This is a genomic window from Enterobacter asburiae, from assembly GCF_024599655.1.
Classification (GTDB): Bacteria; Pseudomonadota; Gammaproteobacteria; order Enterobacterales; family Enterobacteriaceae; genus Enterobacter; species Enterobacter asburiae_D.
On record NZ_CP102247.1, the window covers coordinates 4566555 to 4591008 of the forward strand.

The following is a 24454-nucleotide window of genomic DNA, read 5'->3' on the forward strand; positions in this document are numbered from 1 at the left end:
AGGGAAGGTTGAGTAATTATTTATACCGGCGGCAGGTCAAACAGCAGGATTTCACTTTCGCTGTCGGCGTGCACGGAGAGCGCCTGCTCATCCCAGATGGCCAGGCCATCGGCGGTGGTTGCTTTGGTGCCGTTGATGGACACTTCACCTTTCACCACCTGGATCCAGACGCGGCGGTTGGCGGCAATCTGATGCACAGACTGTTCGTCTTTCGCCAGCGCCCAGCGGTACAACTCCATATCCTGATGCACCTTCAGGGAACCTTCACGCGCATCCGGGGAGAGCACCAGCTGTTTGCCCTGCTTCGCGTCGAAGCGGCGCTGCTCGTAGCGCGGCGTGATGCCGGTCTCTTCTGGAATGATCCAGATTTGATACAGGTGCAGTTTTTCCGTTTTGCTCGGGTTGTACTCGGAGTGACGCACCCCGGTACCCGCGCTCATAATCTGGAACTCGCCCGCCGGAACCTGCTCTTTGTTGCCCATGCTGTCCTGGTGCTCAACCGCCCCTTCCAGCACGTAGGTCAGAATTTCCATGTCTTTGTGCGGGTGGGTACCGAAGCCCTGGCCTGCATCAATTACGTCGTCGTTAATCACGCGCAGTGCGGAGAAGCCCATGAAGTTCGGGTCGTAGTAGTCGGCAAACGAGAATGAATGCCATGAGTCCAGCCAGCCATGATTCGCGTGACCACGTTCGTTTGCTTTGCGTAAGTAGATCATTGTTTTCACCCTCAGTTCGTTTCGATGGAGTAAGTGTGGACGCAAACCGCCTGGGATCATAGAGGGTGAAAATTGACTCCTCTGTTCAAAAATTATGAACAAGCACAGAGGAACCGTTTTTGCTTATTTCGCGAGGGTTATCGTGGCAGGAGAAGCCTGCTCGAAGGCCCGCTCAAGGATTTCCAGGTTAGTAAGAACGTCAGATTCCTTGACGTAATTCGGCGCGCCGGCTGTGAGGGTTTCATACAGCGCATCGTAGACGCGGCCATAGTCGCCCACTTCCGGTTTCAGCTCCTCCCTGACCGTTACGCCATCATCGCTAACGTACTCCAGCACGCCCACGGAATCATCCGCCGCAAAGCCCGGTTCGCCCGGCATGATGTTGGCCTTCAGGCTGGTCTCCTGCTGGTCGATGCCGTACTTAATGAACGAGCCGCGGGTGCCGTGAACGATAAATTTTGGATAGTCGATTTTCACCAGATGGCTGGTTTTGACGATGGCTTTCAGGTCGCCGTAGAACAGCTGCGCTTCAAAGGTGTCGTCCGGGTTGGCTTTATTACGCAGGCTGCGGATGTCATACGCCACGTGGTCCGGTCGTCCAAACAGGGAGATGATCTGGTCCATGGTGTGCACGCCCAGACCATAGAACGAGCCGTCCTGCGGCAGGCCGGGCTGAGTTTCCGCGACCGGACGGTAGTAATCGAAGTGGCTTTCGATTTCCACGATGTCGCCCAGCTTGCCGCTTTCAATCGCCTTTTTCGCCGTCAGGAAGCAGCTGTCAAAGCGACGGTTCTGGTACGGCGTAACGGTCAGGCCTTTGCTTTTCGCCAGCGCGAACAGCTCTTTTGCTTCGGCGATGGTCGGGGTGAACGGCTTTTCTACCAGCACGTTTTTACCCGCTTCCAGCGCGCGTTTCGCGTAGTCGAAGTGGCTGTCGGCGTGGGTGCAGACGACAACCAGTTTGACCTGCGGGTCGTTAAGCACTTCATCCAGATCGCTGGTGAAATGGATGTGGGAATACTGCGGGGATTGCTCTTCCGGCTTCGCGCGGCGGCGGTAGATATGGGCCACGTGCCAGCTGTCTTTACGGTTGAGAACATACGGCAGGTGGTAGCGGGTCGTACTTTTACCAAATCCAATAAATGCGCAATGTAGTGTCATGGCTCAGTCCTTTTGGAAGGTTACTGAGTCTAACCATAACAAAAAAAAAGCCAGCTAAAAGCTGGCTAAAGTAATACTGGAAGCAATGTGAGCAATGTCGTGCTTTCAGGTTCCCGTAGGGGTCTTCCTGAATGCAGAGCAATAATAATCATTCTCATTCGCACTTGTCCAATACTTTTTGCAAAAAATAGCGGTTGACTCAAATTTTAAAGTCATTGATGTTGGAAGGGATATTTAACTGACTGAGGAACAAGGAATGAGTGAGATAGTGATACGCCATGCGGAACCGAAAGATTATGACGCCATTCGTCAGATCCACGCCCAGCCGGAGGTGTACCACAACACGCTACAGGTTCCTCATCCCTCTGAGCAAATGTGGCAAGAACGGCTATCCGACCAGCCCGGCATCAAGCAGCTCGTCGCCTGCATAGACGGTCATGTCGCCGGCCATCTGTGCATCGTCGTCGCGCAACGCCCGCGCCGCAGCCATGTGGCTGATTTTGGGATTTGTGTCGGCGCGCAGTGGCAAAACCGGGGCGTCGCCAGCGCGCTAATGCGCACCATGATTGATATGTGCGATAACTGGCTGCGCGTTGACCGCATTGAGCTGACGGTGTTTGTTGATAACGAACCGGCGATTGCGGTGTACAAAAAACACGGGTTCGAAATTGAAGGCACCGGCAAACGCTATGCCCTGCGCAACGGCGAGTATGTGGATGCGTATTATATGGCGCGGATGAAGTGACATACTCCCCTCACCCCGGCCCTCTCCCCATAGGGGCGAGGGAGAAAAGACCGCACCGTGCAATCCCCTCTCCCCTATGGGGAGAGGGTTAGGGTGAGGGGAACCATCAATACCCCGCCGACAAATCATCCACCGAACGCGGGTCCGACGCGCCAAACAGCGCCCCGTCCGGCCCCACCATAATGCTCTGGGTGCTGCCCATCGCCTCTTTCACCGCCACCTTCTGCCCGCGCTGCTCCAGCAGCTTGATGGTATCCGGGCTAAAGCCCTTCTCGACGCGCAGCTCGTCCGGCAGCCATTGATGATGGAAACGAGGGGCGTTGGTCGCTTCGGCGACGTTCATCCCAAAGTCGATGCTGTTCACCACCATTTGCAGTACGGTGGTGATAATACGGCTGCCGCCAGGGCTGCCGGTTACCAGCCAGGTTTTTCCGTCTTTCACCACGATGGTGGGCGACATGGACGACAGCGGACGTTTCTTCGGCCCGACGGCGTTTGCATCACCGCCTACCAGCCCGTAAACGTTTGGCACGCCCGGCTTGGCGGAGAAGTCATCCATCTCGTTGTTCAGCAGAATGCCGCTGTTGCCCGCCACAATCCCGGTGCCGAAGGTGGTGTTGAGCGTATAGGTCACCGCCACCGCATTACCGTCTTTATCCACCACCGAGAAGTGGGTGGTCTGGTTGCTTTCATACGGCGCCAGCTTGCCGGGGCGGATTTCGCTCGACGGTTTGGCCTTGTTGATGTCGATCTGATCGGCAATGGATTTGGCATACGCCTTGTTGGTCAGCGCCTGCCACGGCACCTTCACGAAGTCCGGATCGCCGAGGTATTCCGAACGGTCGGCGTAGGCGCGTTTTTCCGCTTCCGCCATCACCTGCATGGCGTCCGCGCTGCCGAAGCCGAACTTGTGCATATCGAAGTTTTCAAGAATATTGAGGATCTGCACGATGTGGATCCCGCCGGAGGACGGCGGCGGCATGGAAAAGACCTCGTAGCCGCGATAGGTGCCGCTAATTGGCTCGCGCTCCACCGCCTTGTATTCCGCCAGATCCGCTTTGGTGATGAGCCCGCCGTTCTTCTGCATCTCTTCCGCAATCTGGTCGGCAATCGCCCCTTTGTAGAAGGCGTCGGGACCGTGCTCCGCAATCAGCTCCAGGCTTTTGGCGAGGTTCTTCTGCACCAGCCTGTCGCCCTTCTTCAGCGGCTCACCGTCTTTCCAGAAGATCGCTTTGCTGTTTTCATGATTCGGAATGACTTCGCTGCCGTAGGTCTTGAGATCGTCCGCCAGGGCGTCATTCACCACAAAGCCGTCGCGCGCCAGCTTGATGGCAGGCTGCACCACCTTGTTCAGCGGCATCGTGCCGTATTTTTCCAGCGCCAGCGAGAAGCCAGCAACGGTGCCCGGCGTGCCGGTGGCGAGATGCGAGGTCAGGGATTTTTTGCTGTCAGGGTTACCCTGGTCGTCGAGGAACATATCGCGGGACGCCTGGGAAGGCGCCATCTCGCGGAAGTCGATGGCCGTCGTTTTGCCGTCTTTGGTGCGCAGCATCATAAAGCCGCCGCCGCCCAGGTTACCCGCCTGCGGATGCGTTACCGCCAGCGCATAGCCGACGGCGACCGCTGCATCCACCGCGTTGCCGCCCTGCTTGAGAATATCGACGCCCACTTTTGTTGCCAGCGCATCCACTGACGCCACCATGCCATGGGTTGCCCGCACGGGATGAAAAACATCTTCCTCCACGCCGTAAGAGACCGGAGGCGCCGCTGGCGGGTTGGCCGCCACGCTAAATGTACCGCCTGCCATCAGCGCGGCGATGGCGACCCAGCGCAAAAACGTTGGTTTCATCATTATTGTTCTCCAGGTGAAGGGATCCATATTCCCCGCTTAAGCCTGGTTCACAACTCCTAAAAAATCATCGTCATGGTGAAATCGGGGTAAACTTAAGAGAGACCTCAAAAGGAGGAAATGACAATGAAACGCTTATTGATTCTTACGGCGCTGATCCCATTTGCCGCGCTCGCACAGCCCCTCAACACCATGAACAACCCCAACCAGCAGGGTTATGTTATCCCGAGCCAGCAGCGTATGCAGACCGAGATGATGAGCCAGCAACAGCAGCAGAAAGGGATGCTTAACCAGCAGCTTAAAACGCAGACCCAAATGCAGCAGCAAAGCCTGCAAAATCAGATGAACGCCAACACCCAGCGCGTGCAGCAGGGGCAGATGCGCGAGCAGCCGCTGCCGAATAAAAACGGCGGGATGTTAGGGGGAATGACGTCGTCAGGCAGCGGACAGCAGCATATGCTGCCGCCGCAGTCGAATGGCAGTATGCTTAATCCGCAGAACTAAAGTCCGGGCCGATCAGGTCAATTGCATCGGTACAGATGCTGTCCACGCCCCAGCGCAGCAGCTCGGCTGCACGCTGGGGTTTGTTAACGGTGTAGACCAGAATATGCAGACCCGCGTCTTTCAGCATCTCCACCCGCGCCTCATCCAGCAGCCTGTGATTGAGATGGATAGAAACGCACGCTAAGCGCGTCGTCAGCTCGCGCCAGTCCTCGCGCCACTCGTCAAGCAGCAGCCCGCGCGGCAGCTCCGGCACGGCCGCCTGTGCCGCTTCCAGCGCGTCAATTTCAAACGAGGAGAGCAGCGGCGCGGTCATCCCGTCCCACAGCTCGCGCGCGGCCAGGGCAATCACTTTGCCCGTCAGCGGCCCGGTGCCGGTGGTCGGTTTGATTTCGATATTGGCCATCATGCCGTGCTGGCGGCAGCGGTCAGCCACCTCCGCCAGCAGCGGCAGCGGTTCGCCTTTGAATTCGCCGCTGTACCAGCTTCCGGCGTCTACCTTCAGCAGATCGCGCCAGGGCAGCTCGCCCGCCACGCCCCAGCCGTTGCTGGTGCGTTCGAGGTTATCGTCATGCAGCAGGAAAATCTCACCGTCTTTCGACAGCTTGGCGTCGAACTCGATCATCGTGTGACCGTAGCGCGCGCCAACGTCAATCGCCGCCAGGGTGTTCTCCGGCGCCAGCTTACCGCCGCCCCGGTGGGCGACGACGTGGGGATAAGGCCAGTTGCTCATACTCGTTGTCCTGTTTCACCGTCAAACAGGTGCAGATGGTTTTCCGGCAGGTGCAGCCACAGCGTGCTGCCTGCCTTAGGGCGCTCCTGATGCGGCAGGCGCACCACCATTTTTTGCTCGCCCCAGCGCCCGTGCGCCAGGTTATCTGCACCCAACATCTCCAGCGTGTCCATCACCAGCGGCACGCCGCCGTCCGCCTGAGAGGTTAAAGCAATATGCTCCGGGCGGATACCGAGCGTCATCTTACGCCCGGCGTAGCCACGATAGTACCAGTTGATCGGTAATGCCATCCCGCTTTCCAGCTCAAAATGCGTGCCCGCGCTGCTGATACGCCCTTCCAGCAGGTTCATTGCCGGGCTGCCGATAAAGCTCGCCACAAAGCGGGTGGCCGGTTTCTCGTACACCTCCACCGGCGTGCCAATCTGCTCGGCGATGCCTTTGTTCATCACCATTACGCGCTGGGCGAGGGTCATGGCTTCGACCTGATCGTGGGTCACGTACAGGGAGGTGGTTTTCAGACGACGATGAAGCTGCTGCAGCTCAAGACGCATCTGCACGCGCAGCTTGGCGTCGAGGTTAGAGAGCGGCTCGTCGAACAGGAATACCGCCGGATCGCGCACGATGGCGCGCCCCATCGCCACGCGCTGGCGCTGGCCGCCGGAGAGCTCGCGCGGGCGCCGCTTCAGCAGGCCGTCCAGCTCGAGAATGCGCGCCGCCTCTTTCACCCGCTCGTCGATATGGCCTTTGCCCATGCCGCGGATTTTCAGCCCCCAGGCCATGTTCTCTTCCACGCTCATGTGCGGATAGAGGGCGTAGTTCTGGAACACCATCGCGATGCCGCGGTCTTTGGGTTCCATTTCGGTAACGCGCTGGCGGTCAATCCAGATATCCCCGGACGTCACGCGCTCCAGCCCCGCCACCATGCGCAGCAGGGTGGATTTGCCGCAGCCGGACGGGCCGACCATCACGATAAATTCCCCGTCCGCCACGTCGAGCGTGAGCGGCTGAATGACCTGGGTTTTGCCGTCCCAGCTTTTGGTTACTGCCTGAAGTTTTAAACCTGCCATCTTATTTCTCGCTATCGACCAGGCCACGGACAAACGCACGCTGCATGGCTAAAACAATGACTACGGGTGGGATAAGGGTGAGCAGCATTGCCGCCATCACCTGGTTCCAGAGGGTGGTGCCTTCGCCGGTGGCGATCATGCCTTTGATGCCCGCTACTGCGGTACCGAGGTTGACGTCCTGAATAATCAGCAGCGGCCACAGGTACTGGTTCCAGCCGTAGATAAAGGTGATCACAAACAGCGCCGCAAGGTTGGTTTTCGACAGCGGCAGCACGATGTCGCGGAAGAAGCGCATCGGCGACGCGCCGTCGATGCGTGCGGCTTCAATCAGCTCGTCCGGCAGCGTCATAAAGAACTGGCGGAACAGGAAGGTGGCGGTCGCCGAGGCCATCAGCGGCAGGGTTAAGCCCGCATAGCTGTCGAGCATTTTCAGGTTGGCGATCACCTCCACCGTCGGGAAGATACGCACCTCCACCGGCAGCATCAGGGTGATAAAAATCATCCAGAATAAGAGGTTACGCAGCGGAAAGCGGAACCAGACGATGGCGAAGGCCGAAAGCATCGACACCGTAATTTTGCCGACCGTAATGCCAAACGCCATGATGAAGCTGTTGAGCATCATCAGCCAGAACGGCGCGCTGTTGGCGCCCACGCCCTGGGTCCAGATGGTCTTCATGTTCTCGAAAAGATGTGTGCCTGGGATCAGCGTCATCGGCGTGTCGAACACCGCTTTGGTGTCCAGCGTGGCGGCAACAAACGCCACGTACAGCGGGAAGAGGATGACGATAATCCCTAAAATCAACATGGTATGGCTGAAAATCGTCAGCCCGCGACGGTTCTCAATCATTGGTAGCGCACCTTACTTTCGACATAGCGGAACTGCACCACCGTGAGGATGATGACGAGGAACATCAGCACGACGGACTGCGCGGCAGAGGCGGAGAGATCCAGGCCGGCGAAACCTTCGCGGTAGATTTTGTAAATCAGCGTGGTGGTCGCCTGCACCGGGCCGCCTGCGGTCGCCGCGTCGATCACCGGGAAGGTGTCGAAGAAGGCGTACACGAGGTTAACCACCAGCAGGAAGAAACTCACTGGGGCGATCAGCGGCAGCGACAGTCTGAAGAAACGACGAATGGGCCCTGCGCCGTCAATTGCCGCGGCTTCCACCAGCGAGCGCGGAATGGACTGCAGCGCGGCAAAGAAGAACAGGAAGTTGTAGCTTATCTGCTTCCACACCGAGGCGAACACCACCAGGAACATCGCCTGACCGCTGTTCTGGGCATGATTCCAGTCGTAGCCCAGTTCGGCCAGGAAATGGGTAATCAATCCGCGCCCCGGGTTAAACAGGAAGATCCACAGCACGGCGGCGACGGCGGGAGCCACGGCGTAAGGCAGTAGCATCAGGGTCTGATAAATACGGCTGCCGCGCACCACGTAGTCCACCAGCGCGGCGAAGAACAGCGAGGCAACCAGACCGCTGACAGTTACGAGGGCGCTGAACTTCATCGTCGTCCAGAAGGAGTCCAGGTAGTAGCTGTCATGGAACAGCGCGGTGAAGTTGTCCAGGCCCACAAACTGGCTGGACAGCCCAAAGGGATCGACGCTTTGTACCGAGTACCACAGCGCTTCGCCCGCAGGCCAGATAAAGAAAATAACGGTGATGACCAGCTGCGGCGCGACCAGCAGATACGGCAGCCAGCGGGAACGGAACACCGGACGGGATGATGACATTGAGATTTGGTTCCTGAACAATGCCGGGTGGCGGCTACGCCTTACCCGGCCTACATGGGGCACGTCGTAGGCCCGGATCGCTACGCGTCACCGGGCATTTTTTTACGATTTGGTCGACTGCTCAAAGCGGCGCAGCAGCTGATTCCCGCGCTCTACCGCAGAATCCAGCGCCTGCTGTGGCGTTTTCTTCCCGGTCCACACGCTTTCCAGCTCCTCATCCACGATGGTGCGGATCTGCGGCATGTTGCCCAGACGCAGGCCCTTGGTGAACGGCAACGGCGGCTTGTTCAGCATCTGACGCGTCGCGATGTCCGCCCCCGGGTTCTTGCTGTAGAAGCCCTGCTCGCGGGTCAGGTCGTACGCGGCTTTGGTTATCGGCAGGTAGCCGGTCTTCTGGTGCCACTCGGCGGCGTTTTCAGGCTTGGCCAGGAAGTCGAGGAACTCGGCTACGCCTTTGTAGGTGCCCTTGTCTTTACCCTGCATCACCCACAGGCTCGCCCCGCCGATAATGGCGTTCTGCGGCGCGCCCTTCACGTCTGCGTCGTACGGCATCATGCCCACGCCGTAGTTGAATTTGGCGTAGTGACGGATATCCGCCAGCGAGCCGGACGAGGCGGTGGTAATGGCGCAGTCGCCGTTGTAGAACTTCTCGGTAGATTCGTCTTTGCGCCCGAAGTAGCTGAAGTCGCCCTTCTTGTTCAGATCGGCAAGCAGCGCAATGTGCTTCACCTGCTCCGGCTTGTTGAACTCCAGTACCGCATCGGTGCCGTCGAAGCCGTTGTTTTTGGTCGCCACCGGCAGGCCGTGCCAGGCGCTGAAGTTTTCAATCTGGATCCAGCCCTGCCAGCCGCTGGCGTAGCCGCACTTCATCCCCGCCGCCTTCAGCTTCGCGGTGTACTCCGCCAGGTCCTGCCAGGTTTTTGGCGGCTGCTCCGGGTCTAAACCGGCTTTTTTGAAGGCGTCTTTGTTGTAGTAGAGCACCGGCGTGGAGCTGTTAAACGGCTGGGACAGCAGGTGGCCGGTTTTGGAATCGGTGTAGTAACCCGCGACGGTCGGCACGAACTGGGATTCATCGAAGTTGATGCCCGCCTCTTTGAACACTTCATAGACCGGCTTGATGGCTTTGGAGGCCATCATGGTGGCGGTGCCCACTTCATAAACCTGTAACAGGGCAGGCGCGTTGCCGGTACGGAAGGCGGCGATGCCCGCGCTCAGGCTCTGCTCGTAGTTGCCTTTGTACACCGGCACAATTTTGTAATCCGGGTGGGTGTCGTTGAAACGCTGCGCCAGGGAGTCAACTTCTTTACCCAACTCCCCTTCCATTGAATGCCAGAACGGAATGGTGGTGACAGCCATTGCGTTCGTCGCAAAAGCCAGACCCAGTGCCAGACCCAAAGCTGTGTGTCGTAACGATGTCATTGTCATCTCTCTTATTGTGCCGGATGCGCGATATCACGCGTTTTATGCTCGCGAGGTAACATGACATGCTCGAATTACAGAAAAATAACTGTTTGTTTACAGATAAGTGACAGCCAGGCGTCAGGGGGATGATGGTTGTGTGAAGGGGTGTAGTGGTTAAAAAAGCCGGGTGGCGGCTACGCCTTACCCGGCCTACTCGATCCCTGTAGGCCCGGTAAGCGTAGCGCCACCGGGCGATACAGACGGCTCAGCCGCCCAAATACGCGCTCCGCACCGCTTCGTTCGCCAGCAGCGCGTCGCCGGTATCCTCCAGCACCACGCGGCCGTTCTCCAGCACGTAGCCGCGGTCAGCGAGCTTCAGCGCCTGGTTGGCGTTCTGCTCGACGAGGAAGATGGTCATTCCCTCTTTACGCAGCTGTTCGATGGTGTCGAAGATCTGCTGAATGATGATCGGCGCCAGACCGAGCGACGGCTCGTCCAGCAGCAGCAGGCGCGGCTGGCTCATCAGCGCGCGGCCTATCGCCAGCATCTGCTGCTCACCGCCGGACATGGTGCCCGCACGCTGGATGCGGCGCTCCCACAGGCGCGGAAAAAGCTCGTACACCCACTTGATGCGGGTCTGGTATTCATCGCGGTGGGCGAAGAACCCGCCCATTGCCAGGTTCTCTTCCACCGTCATGCGGGAAAACACGCGACGCCCTTCCGGAACAATCGCCACCGCCTCGCGCATGATTCTGGCCGTCTGCCAGTCGGTAATGTCTTTACCATCGAACACAATCCGCCCGCTGGTGGCGCGCGGGTCGCCGCACAGGGTGCCGAGCAGCGTGGTTTTGCCCGCGCCGTTGGCGCCAATCAGGGTCACGATTTCCCCCTGATTGATATGCAGGCTGACGTCGTGCAGCGCCTGGATCTTGCCGTAGTGCGCATTGACCTTGTCGAACGTTAACATCGCTTTTTCCATCTTATGCCTCACCAAGGTATGCGCGGATCACGTCCGGGTTGTTGCGGATCTCTTCCGGCGTGCCGTTTGCCAGCGGCGTGCCCTGGTTGACCACGTAGATACGGTCCGAAATGCCCATCACCAGCTTCATGTCGTGCTCAATCAGCAGGATGGTGGTGTCGTGACTATCGCGCAGCTCGGCAATCAGCTCGTCCAGCTCTTTGGTCTCTTTCGGGTTGAGCCCTGCCGCCGGTTCGTCGAGCATCAGGATTTCCGGCTGCGTCACCATGCAGCGCACAATTTCCAGGCGACGCTGGTCGCCGTAGGCCAGGTTGCTCGCCTGACGGTTGGCGTGCTGCAGCAGGCCAATTCGGTCGAGCCAGGTGGCGGCGCGGTCGAGCGCTTCATCCTGCGCGCGGCGGAAGGCCGGGGTTTTCAGCAGGCCGGAGAACAGCCCGGTTTTCAGCTGCTGATGCTGTGCCACCAGCAGGTTCTCAATCACCGTCATCTCGCGGAACAGGCGCACGTGCTGGAAGGTACGCACCACGCCCATGCGGGCAATCTGCTGGCCCGGCAGCCCTTCCAGATGCTGGTCGCGCAGCATGATGGTGCCGCCCGTCGGCTTGTAGAAACCGGTCAGACAGTTAAAGACCGTGGTCTTTCCCGCGCCGTTCGGGCCAATCAGAGAGACAATCTCTTTCTTGTGCAGATCCAGATTCACGTTGTTGACCGCCAGCAGGCCGCCAAAACGCATCATCAGACCGTTAACGGATAATAATGGCTGACTCATGCCTGCTCTCCTTTCGCTTCCGCACTCTTAAGCTTCAGCTGTGGACGCGTCATCGGCAGCAGACCCTGCGGACGCCAGATCATCATCAGCACCATCAAACCACCCAGCATCAGCATGCTGTATTCGTTAAAGTCGCGCATCAGCTCGCGCGAGACCACCAGCAGGATGGCCGCGAGGATAACGGCGAACTGCGAGCCCATCCCGCCGAGCACCACAATCGCCAGCACGAAGGCGGATTCGGCAAAGGTGAACGATTCCGGGCTAACGAAGCCCTGACGCGCGGCAAACAGCGTTCCGGCGAAACCGGCAAACGCGGCGCTGATGGTGAACGCGGTCAGCTTGATGCGGGTCGGGTTCAGGCCCAGGGAGCGGCAGGCGATCTCATCTTCACGCAGCGCTTCCCACGCGCGGCCCAGCGGCATGCGCAGCAGACGGTTAATCACGAACAGGGTAATCACCACCAGCAGCAGCGCCACCAGATAGAGCCAGATCACGCGGTCGGACGGGTCGTACTTGATGCCAAAGAAATTGCTGAAGGTATCCCAGCCGCCTTCGCGGGCGGTACGGCTGAACTCCAGGCCGAAGAAGGTCGGTTTCGGGATCTGGCTGATGCCGTTCGGGCCGCCGGTCACTTCGGTGTTGTTGAGCAGCAGGATACGGACGATTTCGCCGAAGCCTAAGGTCACAATCGCCAGGTAGTCACCGCGCAGGCGCAGCACCGGGAAGCCAAGAAGGAAGCCCGCCGCGGCAGAGACCAGCCCCGCCAGCGGCAGGCAGGTCCAGAAGCCGAGACCGTAATAGTGGTTCAGCAGCGCGAAGGTGTAGGCGCCGATGGCGTAGAAGCCGCCGTAGCCCAGCACCAGCAGGCCAGAGAGCCCCACGACCACGTTCAGACCGAGACCGAGAATCACGTAGATCATGGTCAGAGTGGCGATATCCACGGTGCCGCGAGACACCACAAACGGCCACGCCACGGCGGCCACCAGCAGCGCCACGAGGAACAGCTTCTGCTTAACGGTAGAACCGTCGATTGCCGGCAGCACGAATTTCGGCCCGGAGACGTTTTTCAGCGTCTTCTGGAACAGCGGACGCAGCAGCTGGAACAGGAACACCACGGCGGTGCCGATAAACACCCACTGCCAGCGGATGTCGGGGGCGGTATCCACCACCAACTTCGTGCCGTCCAGACCTAACTGGACGCCCATAAAGACGCCCGCCAGCACGAAGAACATGGCGGCAGAGAGCAGCGCCATTGCAAAATGCATCGGTTTCATACTTTCTCTACCTCCGGACGGCCCAGAATACCGGTAGGCATCACCAGCAGAACCAGAATCAGCAGGGCAAACGACACCACGTCTTTATATTCCGTGCTCAGGTACGCCGAAGAGAGCGCTTCCGCCACGCCCAGGATCAGGCCACCGATCATCGCGCCCGGAATACTGCCGATACCGCCCAGAACCGCCGCGGTGAAGGCTTTCATCCCGGCCATAAAGCCGATGTACGGGTTGATCACGCCGTAGAACTGGCCGAGCAGGACACCCGCCACCGCCGCCATCGCTGCGCCAATCACGAAGGTCAGGGCAATCACGCGGTCGGTGTTGATGCCGAGGAGACTCGCCATCTTCAGGTCTTCTGCACAGGCGCGGCAGGCGCGTCCCATACGCGAGTAGCGGATGAACAGCGTCAGGGCAAGCATCGCAATAAAGGTCACGACCCAGATAACCAGCTGCATGGTGGTGATAGTGGCCGCGAAGTTTTCGCTGGCCCCCACAATCCACTGGCCGTTAAACAGGCTTGGCAGCGCCACGTCGCGCGAGCCTTCGGTCAGGCTGACGTAGTTTTGCAGGAAGATCGACATACCGATGGCGGAGATCAGCGCGATCAGGCGCTTGGAGCTGCGCACCGGCCGGTAGGCCACGCGCTCGATGCTCCAGCCGTAGGCGCTGGCTATCACAATCGCGCCGACAAACCCGGCGGCGACCAGCAGCCAGCTGCTGTCGATGCCCATCATCATCAGGGCGGCGATAATCATGAAGGAGACGTAGCTACCGATCATGTACACCTCGCCGTGGGCGAAGTTGATCATGCCGATAATGCCGTAAACCATCGTATAGCCGATGGCGATCAGCGCGTAGGTGCTTCCCAGCGTAACGCCGTTAAACATCTGCTGCAGGAAATAGAGAAACTGCTCGGACATATGCAAACCTTTTTATACCCGCCCGTCATGCCGGGCGGTGGGATAATTATTTGGCGGCCGAGGACGAACCGTCGGCGTGCCACTTAAAGACACCAAACTCAAATCCCTTCAGATCGCCTTTCTCATCCCAGTTCAGCGGCCCAATCACGGTGTTCGCCCCGTGTGCTTTTAAATCTTTCACCAGATCCAGCGGTTCTTTGCTGCCGGAGCGATCCAGCGCGATGGCCAGAGACTGTACGGCCGCATAGGTGATCCAGACGTACGGACCGCTCGGATCTTTCTTCTGCGCCTTGAGCGCATCCACGATAGCCTTGTTGGCCGGATCCTGGTCATAGCGTTTTGGCATCGTCACCAGCATGCCTTCAGCAGAATCCCCCGCGATGTTTGACAGGGAGGCATTGCCCACGCCCTCTGGCCCCATAAACTGGGTTTTCAGGCCAGTGGCGCGCGCCTGGCGCAGCATCTGGCCCATCTCCGGGTAGTAGCCGCCGTAGTAAACGAAGTCGATGTTCTCTTTTTGCAGACGGGCTATCAGCGCGGAGAAGTCTTTCTCACCGGCGGTAATGCCGTCGAAGAAGACGATGTTCGCGCCGCCTTTTTTCAGGCCGTCCTGCACGGAGCGCGCCAGGCCTTCGCCGTACTGCTGTTTGTCATGAATAATGGCAATGCGCTGTGGCTTAACGGTCTCGAGGATGTATTTGGCGGCGGTGGGACCCTGCGAGGAGTCCAGACCGGCGGTACGCATGATGTGCTGATAGCCGCGCTGGGTCAGCTCAGGGTTCGTTGCGCCTGGGGTGATCATCAGGATGCCTTCGTCTTCGTAGATATCAGACGCAGGCTGGGTGGAGGATGAACACAGGTGGCCGATCACATACTGGATACCGTCGTTGACGATTTTGTTGGCGACCGCGACGGCCTGTTTTGGATCGCAGGCGTCGTCATATTCCACGCCCACCAGCTTGTCGCCCTTGATGCCGCCCTTGGCGTTGATGTCTTTAATGGCCTGCCGCGCGCCGTTGAACTCCATGTCACCCCACTGGGCAACAGGGCCGGACATCGCACCCACTACCGCAACTTTAATGTCGTCGGCCATAGCGGCATGCGAGATCGACAGTGCGACCATCCCCGCGATTAACGTCTTCGCGTTCCTTTTCATCTCTGAATCCCCATTCGTGATGTCGTGTTTATATTTTGTTTTATTATGGTTAAAAAGCATTCTGTACTTTTAATGAACAACGCTATTTTTACCAGTGCCTTTAATGGTTTAGCGCAGGTTTTTGTCAAAAACCAGACTAAAATCTCTATTTTTCAGGCGATTAAGCAAAGATAATATTCTGAAATCAGGCAGAGATAAACAAATAAAAGTGCAGTTTGCAGCATAAAATAACGGTACAAAGCGCCGAATAAATCACTGCCCTTCAGGTTAAAATTCTGCTTATTTTTCGATCCATGTGTTTTCAAGCTGCCCATCGCGTTGCCAAAAAACTAATCACCTGGTTAATGAGAATAAAAAGAGGAAGCCGCTGAGTGAATAAATTGAGTACACTGCCCCTACTCAATCTGATTTGGACAAGTAGCTAATGAAACTGACTATCGTGCGTCTGGTGACCTTTAGCGACCAGGATCATATCGACCTGGGCAAGATCTGGCCGGAATATTCCCCTTCGTCGCTGCGCGTTGATGAGACCCACCGTATTTATGCCGCGCGTTTTAACGAGCGCCTGCTGGCTGCGGTTCGCGTAACCCTGAGCGGTACAGAAGGGGCGCTGGACTCGCTGCGCGTACGTGACGTCACCCGTCGTCGCGGTGTGGGACAGTATTTAATTGAAGAAGTGATCCGTGAAAACCCGAGCGTGACCTCATGGTGGATGGCCGACGTGGGCGTGGAAGACCGCGGCGTGATGGCGGCGTTTATGCAGGCGTTAGGGTTTACGGCGCAGGAGAGCGGGTGGGAGAAGCGCCAGGATTGATTTGTGCGGCCTGATGCGTGCGGTGCGGCCTGATGCCCTCACCCCGGCCCTCTCCCACGGGGAGAGGGAGAAAACATTAAAAAAGGCAACTTACGTTGCCTTTTTGCTTTTATTTGGCGTCTGTCGCCGTGCCGTTCGCATGCCAGTCAAACACGCCGAACTCGAAGCCCTTCAGATCGCCCTTCGCGTCCCAGGACAGCGGCCCCATGACGGTGTCGACAGTGTTCGCTTTCAGCCAGGTGGCAATCTCAGCCGGATCGGCTGACTGGTTCAGGCCCGCCTGCAGAGACTGCAGCGCCGCGTAGGTGGTCCAGACGAACGCGCCGCTTGGATCCTGTTTCTTCGCCTTGATGGCATCCACGATAGGTTTGTTCGCAGGGACCTGGTCGTAGTTCTTCGGCTTGGTCACCAGCAGGCCTTCGGCTGATTCACCCGCAATGTTAGACAGGGACACGTTCGCCACGCCTTCCGGACCCATAAACTGGGTTTTCAGGCCTGCAGCGCGCGCCTGGCGCAGGATCTGGCCCATTTCCGGGTGGTAGCCACCGTAGTAAACGAAATCAATATTCTCTTTCTTCAGACGCGCTACCAGGGTGGAGAAGTCTTTCTCACCAGCGGTGATCCCGTCGAAGAACACCACGTCGGCATTCGCTTTCTTGAGGTTGTCCTGCACTGAACGCGCCAGACCTTCACCGTACTGCTGCTTGTCATGAACGATGGCAATGCGCTTCGGCTTCACTTTTTCAACGATGTATTTCGCCGCGGTTGGTCCCTGGTCAGAGTCCAGACCGGTGGTGCGCAGGGTCAGCTTGTAGCCACGCGCGGTCAGCTCTGGTGCGGTCGCCGCCGGGGTGATCATCAGAATACCTTCATCTTCGTAGATGTCAGACGCCGGCTGGGTAGAGGAAGAGCACAGGTGACCGATAACGTATTTGATCCCGTCGTTCACCACTTTGTTCGCGACCGCGACCGCTTGTTTCGGGTCACAGGCATCATCATATTTTACGATCTGCAGTTTTTCGCCTTTGATACCGCCCTTAGCATTAATGTCTGCAACCGCCTGCTCAGCGCCGGTAAATTCCTGGTCGCCGTACTGTGCTACCGGACCGGACATTGCGCCAACCACGGCCACCTTGATGTCTGCCTGTGCCATGGTGCTGAATGCCAACGCGATACATCCTGCCAGTAACGCTTTACCCTTCATGTTCATCCTGAGATTCCCCATTATTATGGTTATTACGATTGTTGTGATGTTGTTGTGCAGCGCTTTATTTCAGTTATAGGTGTGCTGTTCGCGCTTTTTCAGCATACTCTGCTAAAACATACCCGATTTTTATGATTTTGGAATAGCTAATTTGAAATGAATATATGATAAGCCCGGCAGGAATTTCCGCCGGGCGCGTGGCTTTAACGTGTCAGCGATGCGGAGATAATGTCCAGCGCTTTGCGGAACTGCGCTTCAGGGATAGTCAGCGGATAGAGGAAACGAATGACGTTGCCGTAGACGCCGCAGCTCAGAAGGAGCAGCCCTTCCTGCAACGCGCGCTCCTGGACCTGGCGGGTAAATTCCGGCGAAGGCTGACCCGTTTGCGGGTCGTTAAACTCCACCGCCACCATCGAGCCCTGCGCGCGAATGTCAGCGATATACGGGCAGTGTTCCTTCGCCTTGTTCAGCACTTCCACCAGGTGATGGCCAAGATGCGCCGAGCGCGTGCAGAGATCCTCTTCATCAATCACGTCGAGCACGGCATGCGCCGCCGCAATCGCCAGCGGGTTTCCGGCGTAGGTACCGCCCAGCCCGCCCGGCGCGGGTGCGTCCATCACCTCCGCACGGCCCGACACAGCAGAGAGCGGCATCCCGCCCGCCAGGCTTTTCGCCATGGTGATCAGATCGGGCTTCACGCAGTGGTGTTCCATCGAGAACAGCTTGCCGGTACGGGCGAAACCGCTTTGCACCTCGTCGGCAATCAGCAAAATACCGTGGGTGTCGCACAGGGCGCGCAGGGCCTGCATAAAATCAGCTGGCGCAATGTTGAAACCGCCCTCGCCCTGAACCGGTTCGAGAATAATGGCCGCGACCTGGTCGGGAGCGATATCCGCTTTAAAGATGCGTTCCAGGCTTTTCAACGCTTCCGCCGTGCTAACGCCGTGCAGTTCATTCGGATACTGCGCGTGATACACCGAACCGGGGAATGGGCCAAAACCGAGCTTGTACGGCGCAACTTTGCCGGTCAGCGCCATGGTCATAAAGGTACGGCCGTGGAACGCGCCGCCGAAGGTGATAAGGCCGGGACGTTTGGTGTACGCCCGGGCAATTTTGACCGCGTTTTCGACCGCCTCTGCCCCCGTAGAAAAGAAGGCTGTCTTGGCGGGTCCGTCAACGGGCACGCGCTGGTTGATGCGCTCGGCAAGCGCGACGTAGCTTTCGTACGGCACAATCTGGTACGCCGTATGGGTAAACGCGTGGAGTTGTTTTTCAATGGCGGAAATGACTTTTGGATGGCGATGGCCGGTATTCAGCACCGCGATCCCGGCGGCGAAGTCGATGTACTCGTTGCCTTCCACGTCCCACACCGTGGCGTTTTCAGCTTTATCGGCATAGAAGTTACACATCACGCCGATACCGCGCGGCGTCGCCTGTAAACGCCGGTCGTTCAGTTCGTTATTTTTCACCCTGTCCCCCTGAGAAAGTCGCCTGCTTAGCGCATCAGTAAGTGTTTGCCAGGGGGAGGGAATTCGCCAGAGCGGGCGCTAAAAAAACAAAACCCCCAGACTCTCATCCAGGGGTTCTCGGTGTACTTCGCGGAAATTACGCTTCGATAGCGGCGCGAAGTTTTTTCATGGCGTTCTTTTCAAGCTGACGGACACGTTCCGCAGAAACGCCGTAGCGGTCGGCCAGCTCCTGCAGCGTGGACTTGTTGTCTTCGTCCAGCCAGCGGGCGCGGATAATATCCTGGCTACGTTCGTCGAGGCCTTCCATCGCATGGGTCAGCTTGTTCGCGGCCTGATCTTCCCAGTTATCCTCTTCGATGCCATCAGCAAAGTTAGAGGTTTTATCCTGGAGATACAGAACCGGTGCCATCGGCTGGCTGTCAGATGCGTCGTCGTCGGAGGACATATCAAAGGTCATGTCCTGCGCGGCCATACGGGATTCCATCTCACGCACGTCTTTGCTGGTTACGCCCAGCTCGCGCGCCACCATTTCCACTTCATCCTGGTTGAACCAGCCCAGACGCTGCTTGGTTTTACGCAGGTTAAAGAACAGTTTGCGCTGCGCTTTTGTCGTGGCGACTTTCACGATACGCCAGTTGCGCAGCACGTATTCGTGAATTTCTGCTTTGATCCAGTGCACGGCGAAGGAGACCAGTCGCACACCCACTTCCGGGTTGAAGCGACGTACAGCCTTCATCAGACCGATGTTACCTTCCTGAATCAAGTCCGCCTGCGGCAGGCCGTAGCCCGCATAATTACGAGCAACGTGAACAACAAAGCGCAGGTGAGACAGGATCAGCGTCTTAGCTGCTTCCAGATCGCCCTGGTAATGCAGCTTTTCAGCAAGCTCCTTTTCTTCCTCGGCCGTTAACATCGGCCAGGTGTTCGCAGCCCGGATATAAGATTCCAGGTTACCAACAGGGGCTAAAGCTAAAGTTTGCATTTCTTTGGTCATTCATTCCTCTCAATGTTTCTTCTGGTCCAGGTCGTCCCCGTCAGGCAACAACCATGCCAAAGCGTTTGAGCAACGAGATTAGCATTCACTCTTTTATCAGACAGTGATTTTATCCACAAGTTCCAGGTGCAACGGTGAATAAATTACGCACAAAATGTGACATGGAAATGATAACAGGGGGAGCGACAACAGGGACGCTTTCCCTGCAGAGCGAACATCTCGGTGCAGGGAAAGATTATATCACGCTTTTATTAGTCGGGAGTAAAGTGACGTAAATGTTGAACGGTTGCCAGCCAGGCTGCTACCCACCCAATCATCGAGCAAACCAGCAGCAGTAACAGGCACTCATCGAATCCTAAGCCACTGATATCAAACTTCGTTCCGAAAACCTGCGCCACTTCAGTCACGGCAGACGAAAGCCGCATCACCAAAATTTCTGACAATATCAGTGAAAGAAATGCGCCGGAAAAACCGAGCAGTGCACCGCCGTAAAGGAACGGTCGGAGGATGAAGCCATCCGTCGCACCAATCAGTTTCTGCACGTTGATGGTATCGCGACGGGCAAAGATGCTTAGGCGTACGCTGTTACCAATGACGAGGAAGACCGCCGCCACCATCAGCACGCCAATCATCGCCGCGACGCGTCCTACCAGCCCGGTCAGGGCAGCAAGGCGCGCAAACCAGCTGTCGTCCATGCGCACTTCATCAATGCCCTTAATCCGCGTGATGCGATCGCGCAGGGTGTTAAGCGAATCGGTCCCCTGGAAATCCAGCTTCGGGATCACCACCGCCACGGCGGGCAGCGGGTTCTCTTCGAGCATATCCAGCGCACCGCCAAAGCCAGACCAGTTACGGAACTCGCCCAGCGCGTCTTCACGTGAGAGATAGTTGACCTTCTCCACGCCCTGCTCGGCCTGGATTTGCCCAACCACCTGCGCCGCGGCGTTATCGTCGAGCGCTTTATCCATATAGACCGTGATCTGCGGGGACGGATAATACTGTGAAGCCGCCTGGTTGACGTTTTTATAGACCATGTAGCAGACGCTTGGCAGCGTCAGGGAGATGGCAATCACCATCACCGTCAGGAACGTCGCCAGCGGTTTGCTTTTCAGGTCCTGCAGCGCGCCGTGGAAGGCGTAGCGCACCTGCTCGTTAAACACGTTGGTTTTACGGGAGGCCGGTTTTGGCGCGGCCTTCTGGCGCTTCGGCGCATTACGATTGCCGTCACCACCGCCCTGCGGCTTACGGAAACGGTCAAACCGGTTCCCGAACTGCCGAATCTGGTTCATTGCATCACGCTTGTTCACCGTGGCCTCCGTGCAAATGCCCGTCGCTCAGGGTCAGCATGCGGTACGAACGACGGGAAATGAGCCCGATGTCGTGCGTCGCCATCAATACCGTGACCCCTACGCGGTTGAATTCCTCAAACAGACGCAAAATCCCTTCGGACAGGGCATCGTCCAGGTTACCGGTTGGTTCATCCGCCAGCAGCACCGCAGGCTTGTTCACCACCGCGCGGGCGATGCCCACGCGCTGCTGTTCACCGCCGGAGAGCTGGATCGGGAAGTTCTTCGCTTTGTCCAGCAACCCCACCTTATCCAGCGCCGCAGAAACGCGACGGCGGATATCGTCATAGCTGGCGCCGGCAATAATCAGCGGAATGGCCACGTTATCGAAAACGGTGCGATCCATCAGCAGGTGGTGATCCTGGAAAATCATGCCGATCTGACGACGCAGGAACGGCACCTCGCGGTTTTTCAGGCGGCTGATCTCATGGCCGCCGAAAAAGATTTTCCCGGCGCTTGGCCGCTCGATCCCACAGATAAGCTTGAGCAGGGTACTTTTCCCCGCGCCGGAATGGCCGGTCAGGAATGCCATCTCGCCCGGCTGCAGGTGGAATGTCACCCCCTGCAGCGCTTGTCTCCCACCGAGATAGGCCTTGCTGACGTGTTCAAAGCGAATCATTGTTAGTCCTCTCGGGCAAATAATGCCTCAATAAAGTCGTCCGCTTTAAACGGACGCAAATCCTCAATACGCTCGCCCACACCGATGTAGCGGATAGGAATGCCGAACTGGTCGGCCACGGAGAAGATCACCCCGCCTTTCGCGGTGCCGTCCAGCTTGGTCAGCGCGATCCCCGTCAATCCTACCGCTTCAGTGAACAGCTTCGCCTGACTGATGGCGTTCTGTCCGGTGCTGGCATCAATGGTCAGCATAATTTCATGCGGTGCGTCTTCGTCCAGCTTCTTCATGACGCGAACGATTTTCTTCAACTCTTCCATCAGGTGCGATTTGTTCTGCAAACGCCCTGCGGTATCGGCAATCAGCACGTCCACGTTGCGCGCCTTCGCCGCCTGGATGGCGTCGAAGATCACGGATGCGGAATCCGCGCCGGTATGCTGGGCAATCACCGGAATGTTGTTGCGCTGGCCCCAAACCTGCAGCTGCTCAACCGCTGCCGCACGGAAGGTATCGCCCGCCGCCAGCATCACCGATTTACCCTGCTGCTCGAACTGACGCGCCAGCTTGCCGATGGTGGTGGTTTTCCCCACGCCGTTCACGCCAACCATCAGAATAACAAATGGCGTTTTGCCTTCAATATTAAGCGGTTCGTCAACTTTTGCGAGAATTTCACCCATCTCGTCTTTCAACAGACCGTACAGCGCTTCGGCGTCGCGCAGCTGTTTGCGGCTCGCCCCTTCGGTCAGATTGGCGATGATCTTACGGGTGGTTTCCACGCCGACGTCCGCAATCAGCAGCTGTTCTTCCAGCTCTTCAAACAGATCGTCGTCGATCTTCTTGCCGCGGAACAGACTGATAAATCCGGAACCTAAGTTTTCTTTGGTTTTGAGCAGGCTGCGCTTCAGGCGCGCGAAGAAACCTTCTTTGGTCGGTTTTTCCTGCTCCTGAACGATCTCTTCTTCGGCCTGCTCTTCCACCGGCACGACGATAACCGCTTCTTCAGCCGCTTCCGCCGCCAGCGCCTGGGCTTCCAGCTCTTCGTCGGTCAGCTCTGGCTCAAGTGCCGCCTCTTCTTCCACCGCCTCAACGATTTCAACGGTTTCCGCTTCAGCCTGCCACTCTTCGGCAGACACCTCTTCGGCTTTGACCTCTTCCGGCAGCGGCAGCTCTTCGTGTTCGATTACAGCCTGCGGCGCCTCGGTAACGGCTTCGATGACGACAGATTCTGGCTTCTCGCTCTCCTGAACCTGCTCAGTGACCTCAACCACCTCTTCAGCAAAGGACTCGATCTCTTCTTTGCTGTGGGCAGGCTCTTCCGCTTCGACAACCGCAGCGGTTTCTACAGGCGTTTCAGGCTGTGACTGCTCTTCTACAACCTGTTGTTCTTCGGTTTTCTGTTCTGTTTCTTGCTCTTTTTCACCGAAACCCAACCAGGAAAAGAAGCCACGTTTTTTTTGTTTTGCCATCTGCGACTACACTCCTCGCGGCGCTATATACATGGAAGCTAAAAAAATGATGAAATAGTCTAACACTTTACTTAATTGACATCACCGCCCGCAATCGCAGGCCAATTGTTAACAGAGCTTTCCTGAGATGAAGAAACCCAACCGCGCCCCGGCCGGTCAAATTCGTATTATCGGCGGTCAGTGGCGAGGCCGGAAATTACCGGTGCCGGACAGCCCCGGTTTACGCCCTACTACCGACCGCGTGCGCGAGACACTGTTTAACTGGCTGGCCCCGTCAATGGTAGACGCCCACTGCCTGGACTGCTTCGCCGGAAGCGGCGCGCTCGGGCTTGAAGCGCTGTCGCGCTATGCCGCCAGCGCCACGCTGCTGGAGATGGAGCGCGGCGTTGCGCAGACGCTGCAGCAAAATCTGGCGACGCTGAAGGCGAGCAACGCCAAAGTCGTGAACACCAACACGCTGAGTTTTCTTGCGCAGCAAGGCACGCCGCATAACGTGGTGTTTGTCGACCCGCCGTTCCGCAAGGGGCTGCTGGAGGAGACGCTATCCCTGCTGGAGCAAAACGGCTGGCTGGCGGATGACGCGCTAATTTACGTTGAAAGCGAAGTGGAAAACGGTCTGCCGCCGGTTCCCACTCACTGGGATCTGCACCGCGAAAAAGTCGCGGGTCAGGTTGCCTATCGTCTGTATCACCGTCAGGCACAAGGAGGATCCGATGCCGGTACTGATTAACCTGGGACGTTTGCTGATGCTGGGCGTCTGGGCGTTTTTGATTCTGAATCTGGTGCACCCTTTCCCGCGCCCGATGAACATTTTCGTTAACGTGGCGCTGATTTTCACGTCGTTTATGCACGCCCTGCAGATGGTGATGCTGAAAAACGGTCTGCCGAAAGACGGCCCGCAGATGACGGGCTGGCAGCAGCTGCGCGTGTTTATTTTCGGCGTGTTTGAGCTGCTGGTGTGGATGAAAAAGTTTAAGGCGCAGGTGAAGAAGTAACACCCTCACCCTAACCCTCTCCCAGAGGGAGAGGGGACGATTACACCCTCTCCCTCTGGGAGAGGGCCGGGGTGAGGGGAAAATTACCGCTCCGGTTCAAACCCCTCAAACCGCGACCCTTTGTAGCTCAACGTCCCTTTCTCCCCCACCGTCAGCTGATGATACTGCTGCGCCTCCAGGCGGAAGGTCATCTCCAGTCCGCCCGTTTCCGGCTTAAAGCTCGCTTCATAGCGCATGCTGGTTCCCGCAGGCGTCACCTGCTGCTGGCGCGAGCGGCGGTCGTTGAGCGGTTTTTCGCGTTTGTTGGACACCACCACGCGCTTTTGCATCAGCGGCGCGGCATCGTTATCCGCCTTCTCGCGGCGCTGCTGCACGAAACGGAACGAGGCGGCAATGACGATAATCGCCACCACGATAATGAAAAAAAGCGGCATCTTGCTCATTCTAAAATCCCATAAGATTATGCGGAAATCAGGATACCTTGCCTTCCCCGCCATTGCCAAACGCCCGACCGCGTCACTACACTGGATCAGAAACTGATTATT

At 57.7% G+C, this 24454-nt stretch carries 25 protein-coding genes; 5 read left to right on the plus strand and 20 right to left on the minus strand.

Translation table 11 applies throughout. From position 1 onward, the window contains the following. Window positions 1-20: 20 nt before the first annotated feature. Window positions 21-716: a pirin family protein gene (locus tag NQ230_RS21715; protein ID WP_000639796.1), complete on the minus strand. Its 696-nt coding sequence runs from the start codon at window positions 714-716 to the stop codon at window positions 21-23. A gap of 123 nt (window positions 717-839) precedes the next feature. Beyond that, complete coding sequence (locus tag NQ230_RS21720) at window positions 840-1877, minus strand: oxidoreductase (protein ID WP_257259107.1); 1038 nt, start codon at window positions 1875-1877, stop codon at window positions 840-842. A gap of 256 nt (window positions 1878-2133) precedes the next feature. Here NQ230_RS21720 and yhhY point away from each other — a divergent pair, with 256 nt between their 5' ends. After that, window positions 2134-2622 carry an N-acetyltransferase gene (gene yhhY, locus NQ230_RS21725; protein WP_045143059.1) on the plus strand — a complete coding sequence of 163 codons (489 nt, stop codon included), beginning with the start codon at window positions 2134-2136 and terminating at the stop codon, window positions 2620-2622. A gap of 106 nt (window positions 2623-2728) precedes the next feature. On the opposite strand, the gene ggt is transcribed toward yhhY, so the two are convergent. Beyond that, window positions 2729-4474 carry a gamma-glutamyltransferase gene (gene ggt / locus NQ230_RS21730; protein WP_196355181.1) on the minus strand — a complete coding sequence of 582 codons (1746 nt, stop codon included), beginning with the start codon at window positions 4472-4474 and terminating at the stop codon, window positions 2729-2731. Window positions 4475-4597: 123 nt separating this feature from the next. On the opposite strand from ggt, the gene NQ230_RS21735 reads away from it, so the two are divergent. Beyond that, the gene (locus tag NQ230_RS21735) at window positions 4598-4975 is read left to right on the plus strand and encodes a DUF2756 family protein (protein ID WP_029742185.1); all 378 of its coding nucleotides are present in this window, start codon (window positions 4598-4600) and stop codon (window positions 4973-4975) included. Here the strand turns inward: NQ230_RS21735 and ugpQ are convergent. From ugpQ to livK, 10 genes are all read right to left on the minus strand, one after another. Continuing rightward, window positions 4959-5705, minus strand: coding sequence for a glycerophosphodiester phosphodiesterase (gene ugpQ / locus NQ230_RS21740; RefSeq protein WP_257259115.1), 747 nt, complete (start codon window positions 5703-5705; stop codon window positions 4959-4961). The genes NQ230_RS21735 and ugpQ overlap by 17 nt on opposite strands. Beyond that, window positions 5702-6772 (minus strand): sn-glycerol-3-phosphate import ATP-binding protein UgpC, encoded by a 1071-nt coding sequence (locus NQ230_RS21745; protein ID WP_032662615.1) that lies wholly within the window; start codon window positions 6770-6772, stop codon window positions 5702-5704. The genes ugpQ and NQ230_RS21745 overlap by 4 nt, the downstream gene beginning before the upstream one ends. Window position 6773: 1 nt before the next feature. Further along, complete coding sequence (gene ugpE, locus NQ230_RS21750; RefSeq protein ID WP_257259116.1) at window positions 6774-7619, minus strand: sn-glycerol-3-phosphate ABC transporter permease UgpE; 846 nt, start codon at window positions 7617-7619, stop codon at window positions 6774-6776. Further along, a complete protein-coding gene (gene ugpA, locus NQ230_RS21755; protein WP_023310026.1) occupies window positions 7616-8503 on the minus strand; it encodes a sn-glycerol-3-phosphate ABC transporter permease UgpA in 888 nt (295 codons plus the stop codon). The genes ugpE and ugpA overlap by 4 nt, the downstream gene beginning before the upstream one ends. Before the next feature lie 102 nt (window positions 8504-8605). Further along, on the minus strand, window positions 8606-9922 hold the full coding sequence (gene ugpB, locus NQ230_RS21760; protein ID WP_023310025.1) for a sn-glycerol-3-phosphate ABC transporter substrate-binding protein UgpB: 1317 nt from the start codon (window positions 9920-9922) through the stop codon (window positions 8606-8608). A 247-nt stretch (window positions 9923-10169) separates the two neighbouring features. After that, on the minus strand, window positions 10170-10883 hold the full coding sequence (gene livF, locus NQ230_RS21765; protein WP_008500102.1) for a high-affinity branched-chain amino acid ABC transporter ATP-binding protein LivF: 714 nt from the start codon (window positions 10881-10883) through the stop codon (window positions 10170-10172). A gap of 1 nt (window position 10884) precedes the next feature. Next, a complete protein-coding gene (gene livG / locus NQ230_RS21770) occupies window positions 10885-11652 on the minus strand; it encodes a high-affinity branched-chain amino acid ABC transporter ATP-binding protein LivG (RefSeq protein ID WP_023310024.1) in 768 nt (255 codons plus the stop codon). Next, entirely contained in the window at window positions 11649-12926 is a 1278-nt protein-coding gene (locus NQ230_RS21775) for a high-affinity branched-chain amino acid ABC transporter permease LivM (protein ID WP_080329946.1), read from the minus strand. Before NQ230_RS21775 ends, livG begins: the two co-directional genes overlap by 4 nt. Continuing rightward, entirely contained in the window at window positions 12923-13849 is a 927-nt protein-coding gene (gene livH / locus NQ230_RS21780; protein WP_047646901.1) for a high-affinity branched-chain amino acid ABC transporter permease LivH, read from the minus strand. The genes NQ230_RS21775 and livH overlap by 4 nt, the downstream gene beginning before the upstream one ends. Window positions 13850-13895: 46 nt before the next feature. Continuing rightward, window positions 13896-15005, minus strand: a complete 1110-nt coding sequence (gene livK / locus NQ230_RS21785) for a high-affinity branched-chain amino acid ABC transporter substrate-binding protein LivK (protein ID WP_193941044.1) — start codon at window positions 15003-15005, stop codon at window positions 13896-13898. A 424-nt stretch (window positions 15006-15429) separates the two neighbouring features. Here livK and panM point away from each other — a divergent pair, with 424 nt between their 5' ends. Next, window positions 15430-15819 (plus strand): aspartate 1-decarboxylase autocleavage activator PanM, encoded by a 390-nt coding sequence (panM, locus tag NQ230_RS21790; protein ID WP_121426223.1) that lies wholly within the window; start codon window positions 15430-15432, stop codon window positions 15817-15819. A 109-nt stretch (window positions 15820-15928) separates the two neighbouring features. On the opposite strand, the gene livJ is transcribed toward panM, so the two are convergent. From livJ to ftsY, 6 genes are all read right to left on the minus strand, one after another. Continuing rightward, entirely contained in the window at window positions 15929-17029 is a 1101-nt protein-coding gene (gene livJ, locus NQ230_RS21795) for a branched chain amino acid ABC transporter substrate-binding protein LivJ (RefSeq protein ID WP_146198314.1), read from the minus strand. 197 nt (window positions 17030-17226) lie between these two features. Next, entirely contained in the window at window positions 17227-18492 is a 1266-nt protein-coding gene (locus tag NQ230_RS21800; protein WP_211138228.1) for a 4-aminobutyrate--2-oxoglutarate transaminase, read from the minus strand. 136 nt (window positions 18493-18628) lie between these two features. Continuing rightward, a complete protein-coding gene (rpoH, locus tag NQ230_RS21805; protein ID WP_024906692.1) occupies window positions 18629-19486 on the minus strand; it encodes an RNA polymerase sigma factor RpoH in 858 nt (285 codons plus the stop codon). 251 nt (window positions 19487-19737) lie between these two features. Next, entirely contained in the window at window positions 19738-20793 is a 1056-nt protein-coding gene (gene ftsX, locus NQ230_RS21810; RefSeq protein ID WP_029741817.1) for a permease-like cell division protein FtsX, read from the minus strand. Next, entirely contained in the window at window positions 20780-21451 is a 672-nt protein-coding gene (gene ftsE / locus NQ230_RS21815; RefSeq protein WP_023310016.1) for a cell division ATP-binding protein FtsE, read from the minus strand. Before ftsE ends, ftsX begins: the two co-directional genes overlap by 14 nt. Before the next feature lie 2 nt (window positions 21452-21453). Further along, window positions 21454-22914, minus strand: a complete 1461-nt coding sequence (gene ftsY, locus NQ230_RS21820; protein ID WP_257259125.1) for a signal recognition particle-docking protein FtsY — start codon at window positions 22912-22914, stop codon at window positions 21454-21456. Between the two features lie 127 nt (window positions 22915-23041). On the opposite strand from ftsY, the gene rsmD reads away from it, so the two are divergent. Both rsmD and NQ230_RS21830 read left to right on the plus strand, forming a co-directional pair. Further along, window positions 23042-23644 (plus strand): 16S rRNA (guanine(966)-N(2))-methyltransferase, encoded by a 603-nt coding sequence (gene rsmD / locus NQ230_RS21825; protein WP_029741819.1) that lies wholly within the window; start codon window positions 23042-23044, stop codon window positions 23642-23644. Beyond that, entirely contained in the window at window positions 23628-23909 is a 282-nt protein-coding gene (locus tag NQ230_RS21830) for a DUF1145 family protein (RefSeq protein WP_010436509.1), read from the plus strand. Before rsmD ends, NQ230_RS21830 begins: the two co-directional genes overlap by 17 nt. Window positions 23910-23992: 83 nt before the next feature. Here the strand turns inward: NQ230_RS21830 and NQ230_RS21835 are convergent, their stop codons facing one another. Beyond that, window positions 23993-24352 (minus strand): DUF2500 domain-containing protein, encoded by a 360-nt coding sequence (locus NQ230_RS21835; RefSeq protein WP_257259128.1) that lies wholly within the window; start codon window positions 24350-24352, stop codon window positions 23993-23995. Between the last annotated feature and the right edge of the window lie 102 nt (window positions 24353-24454).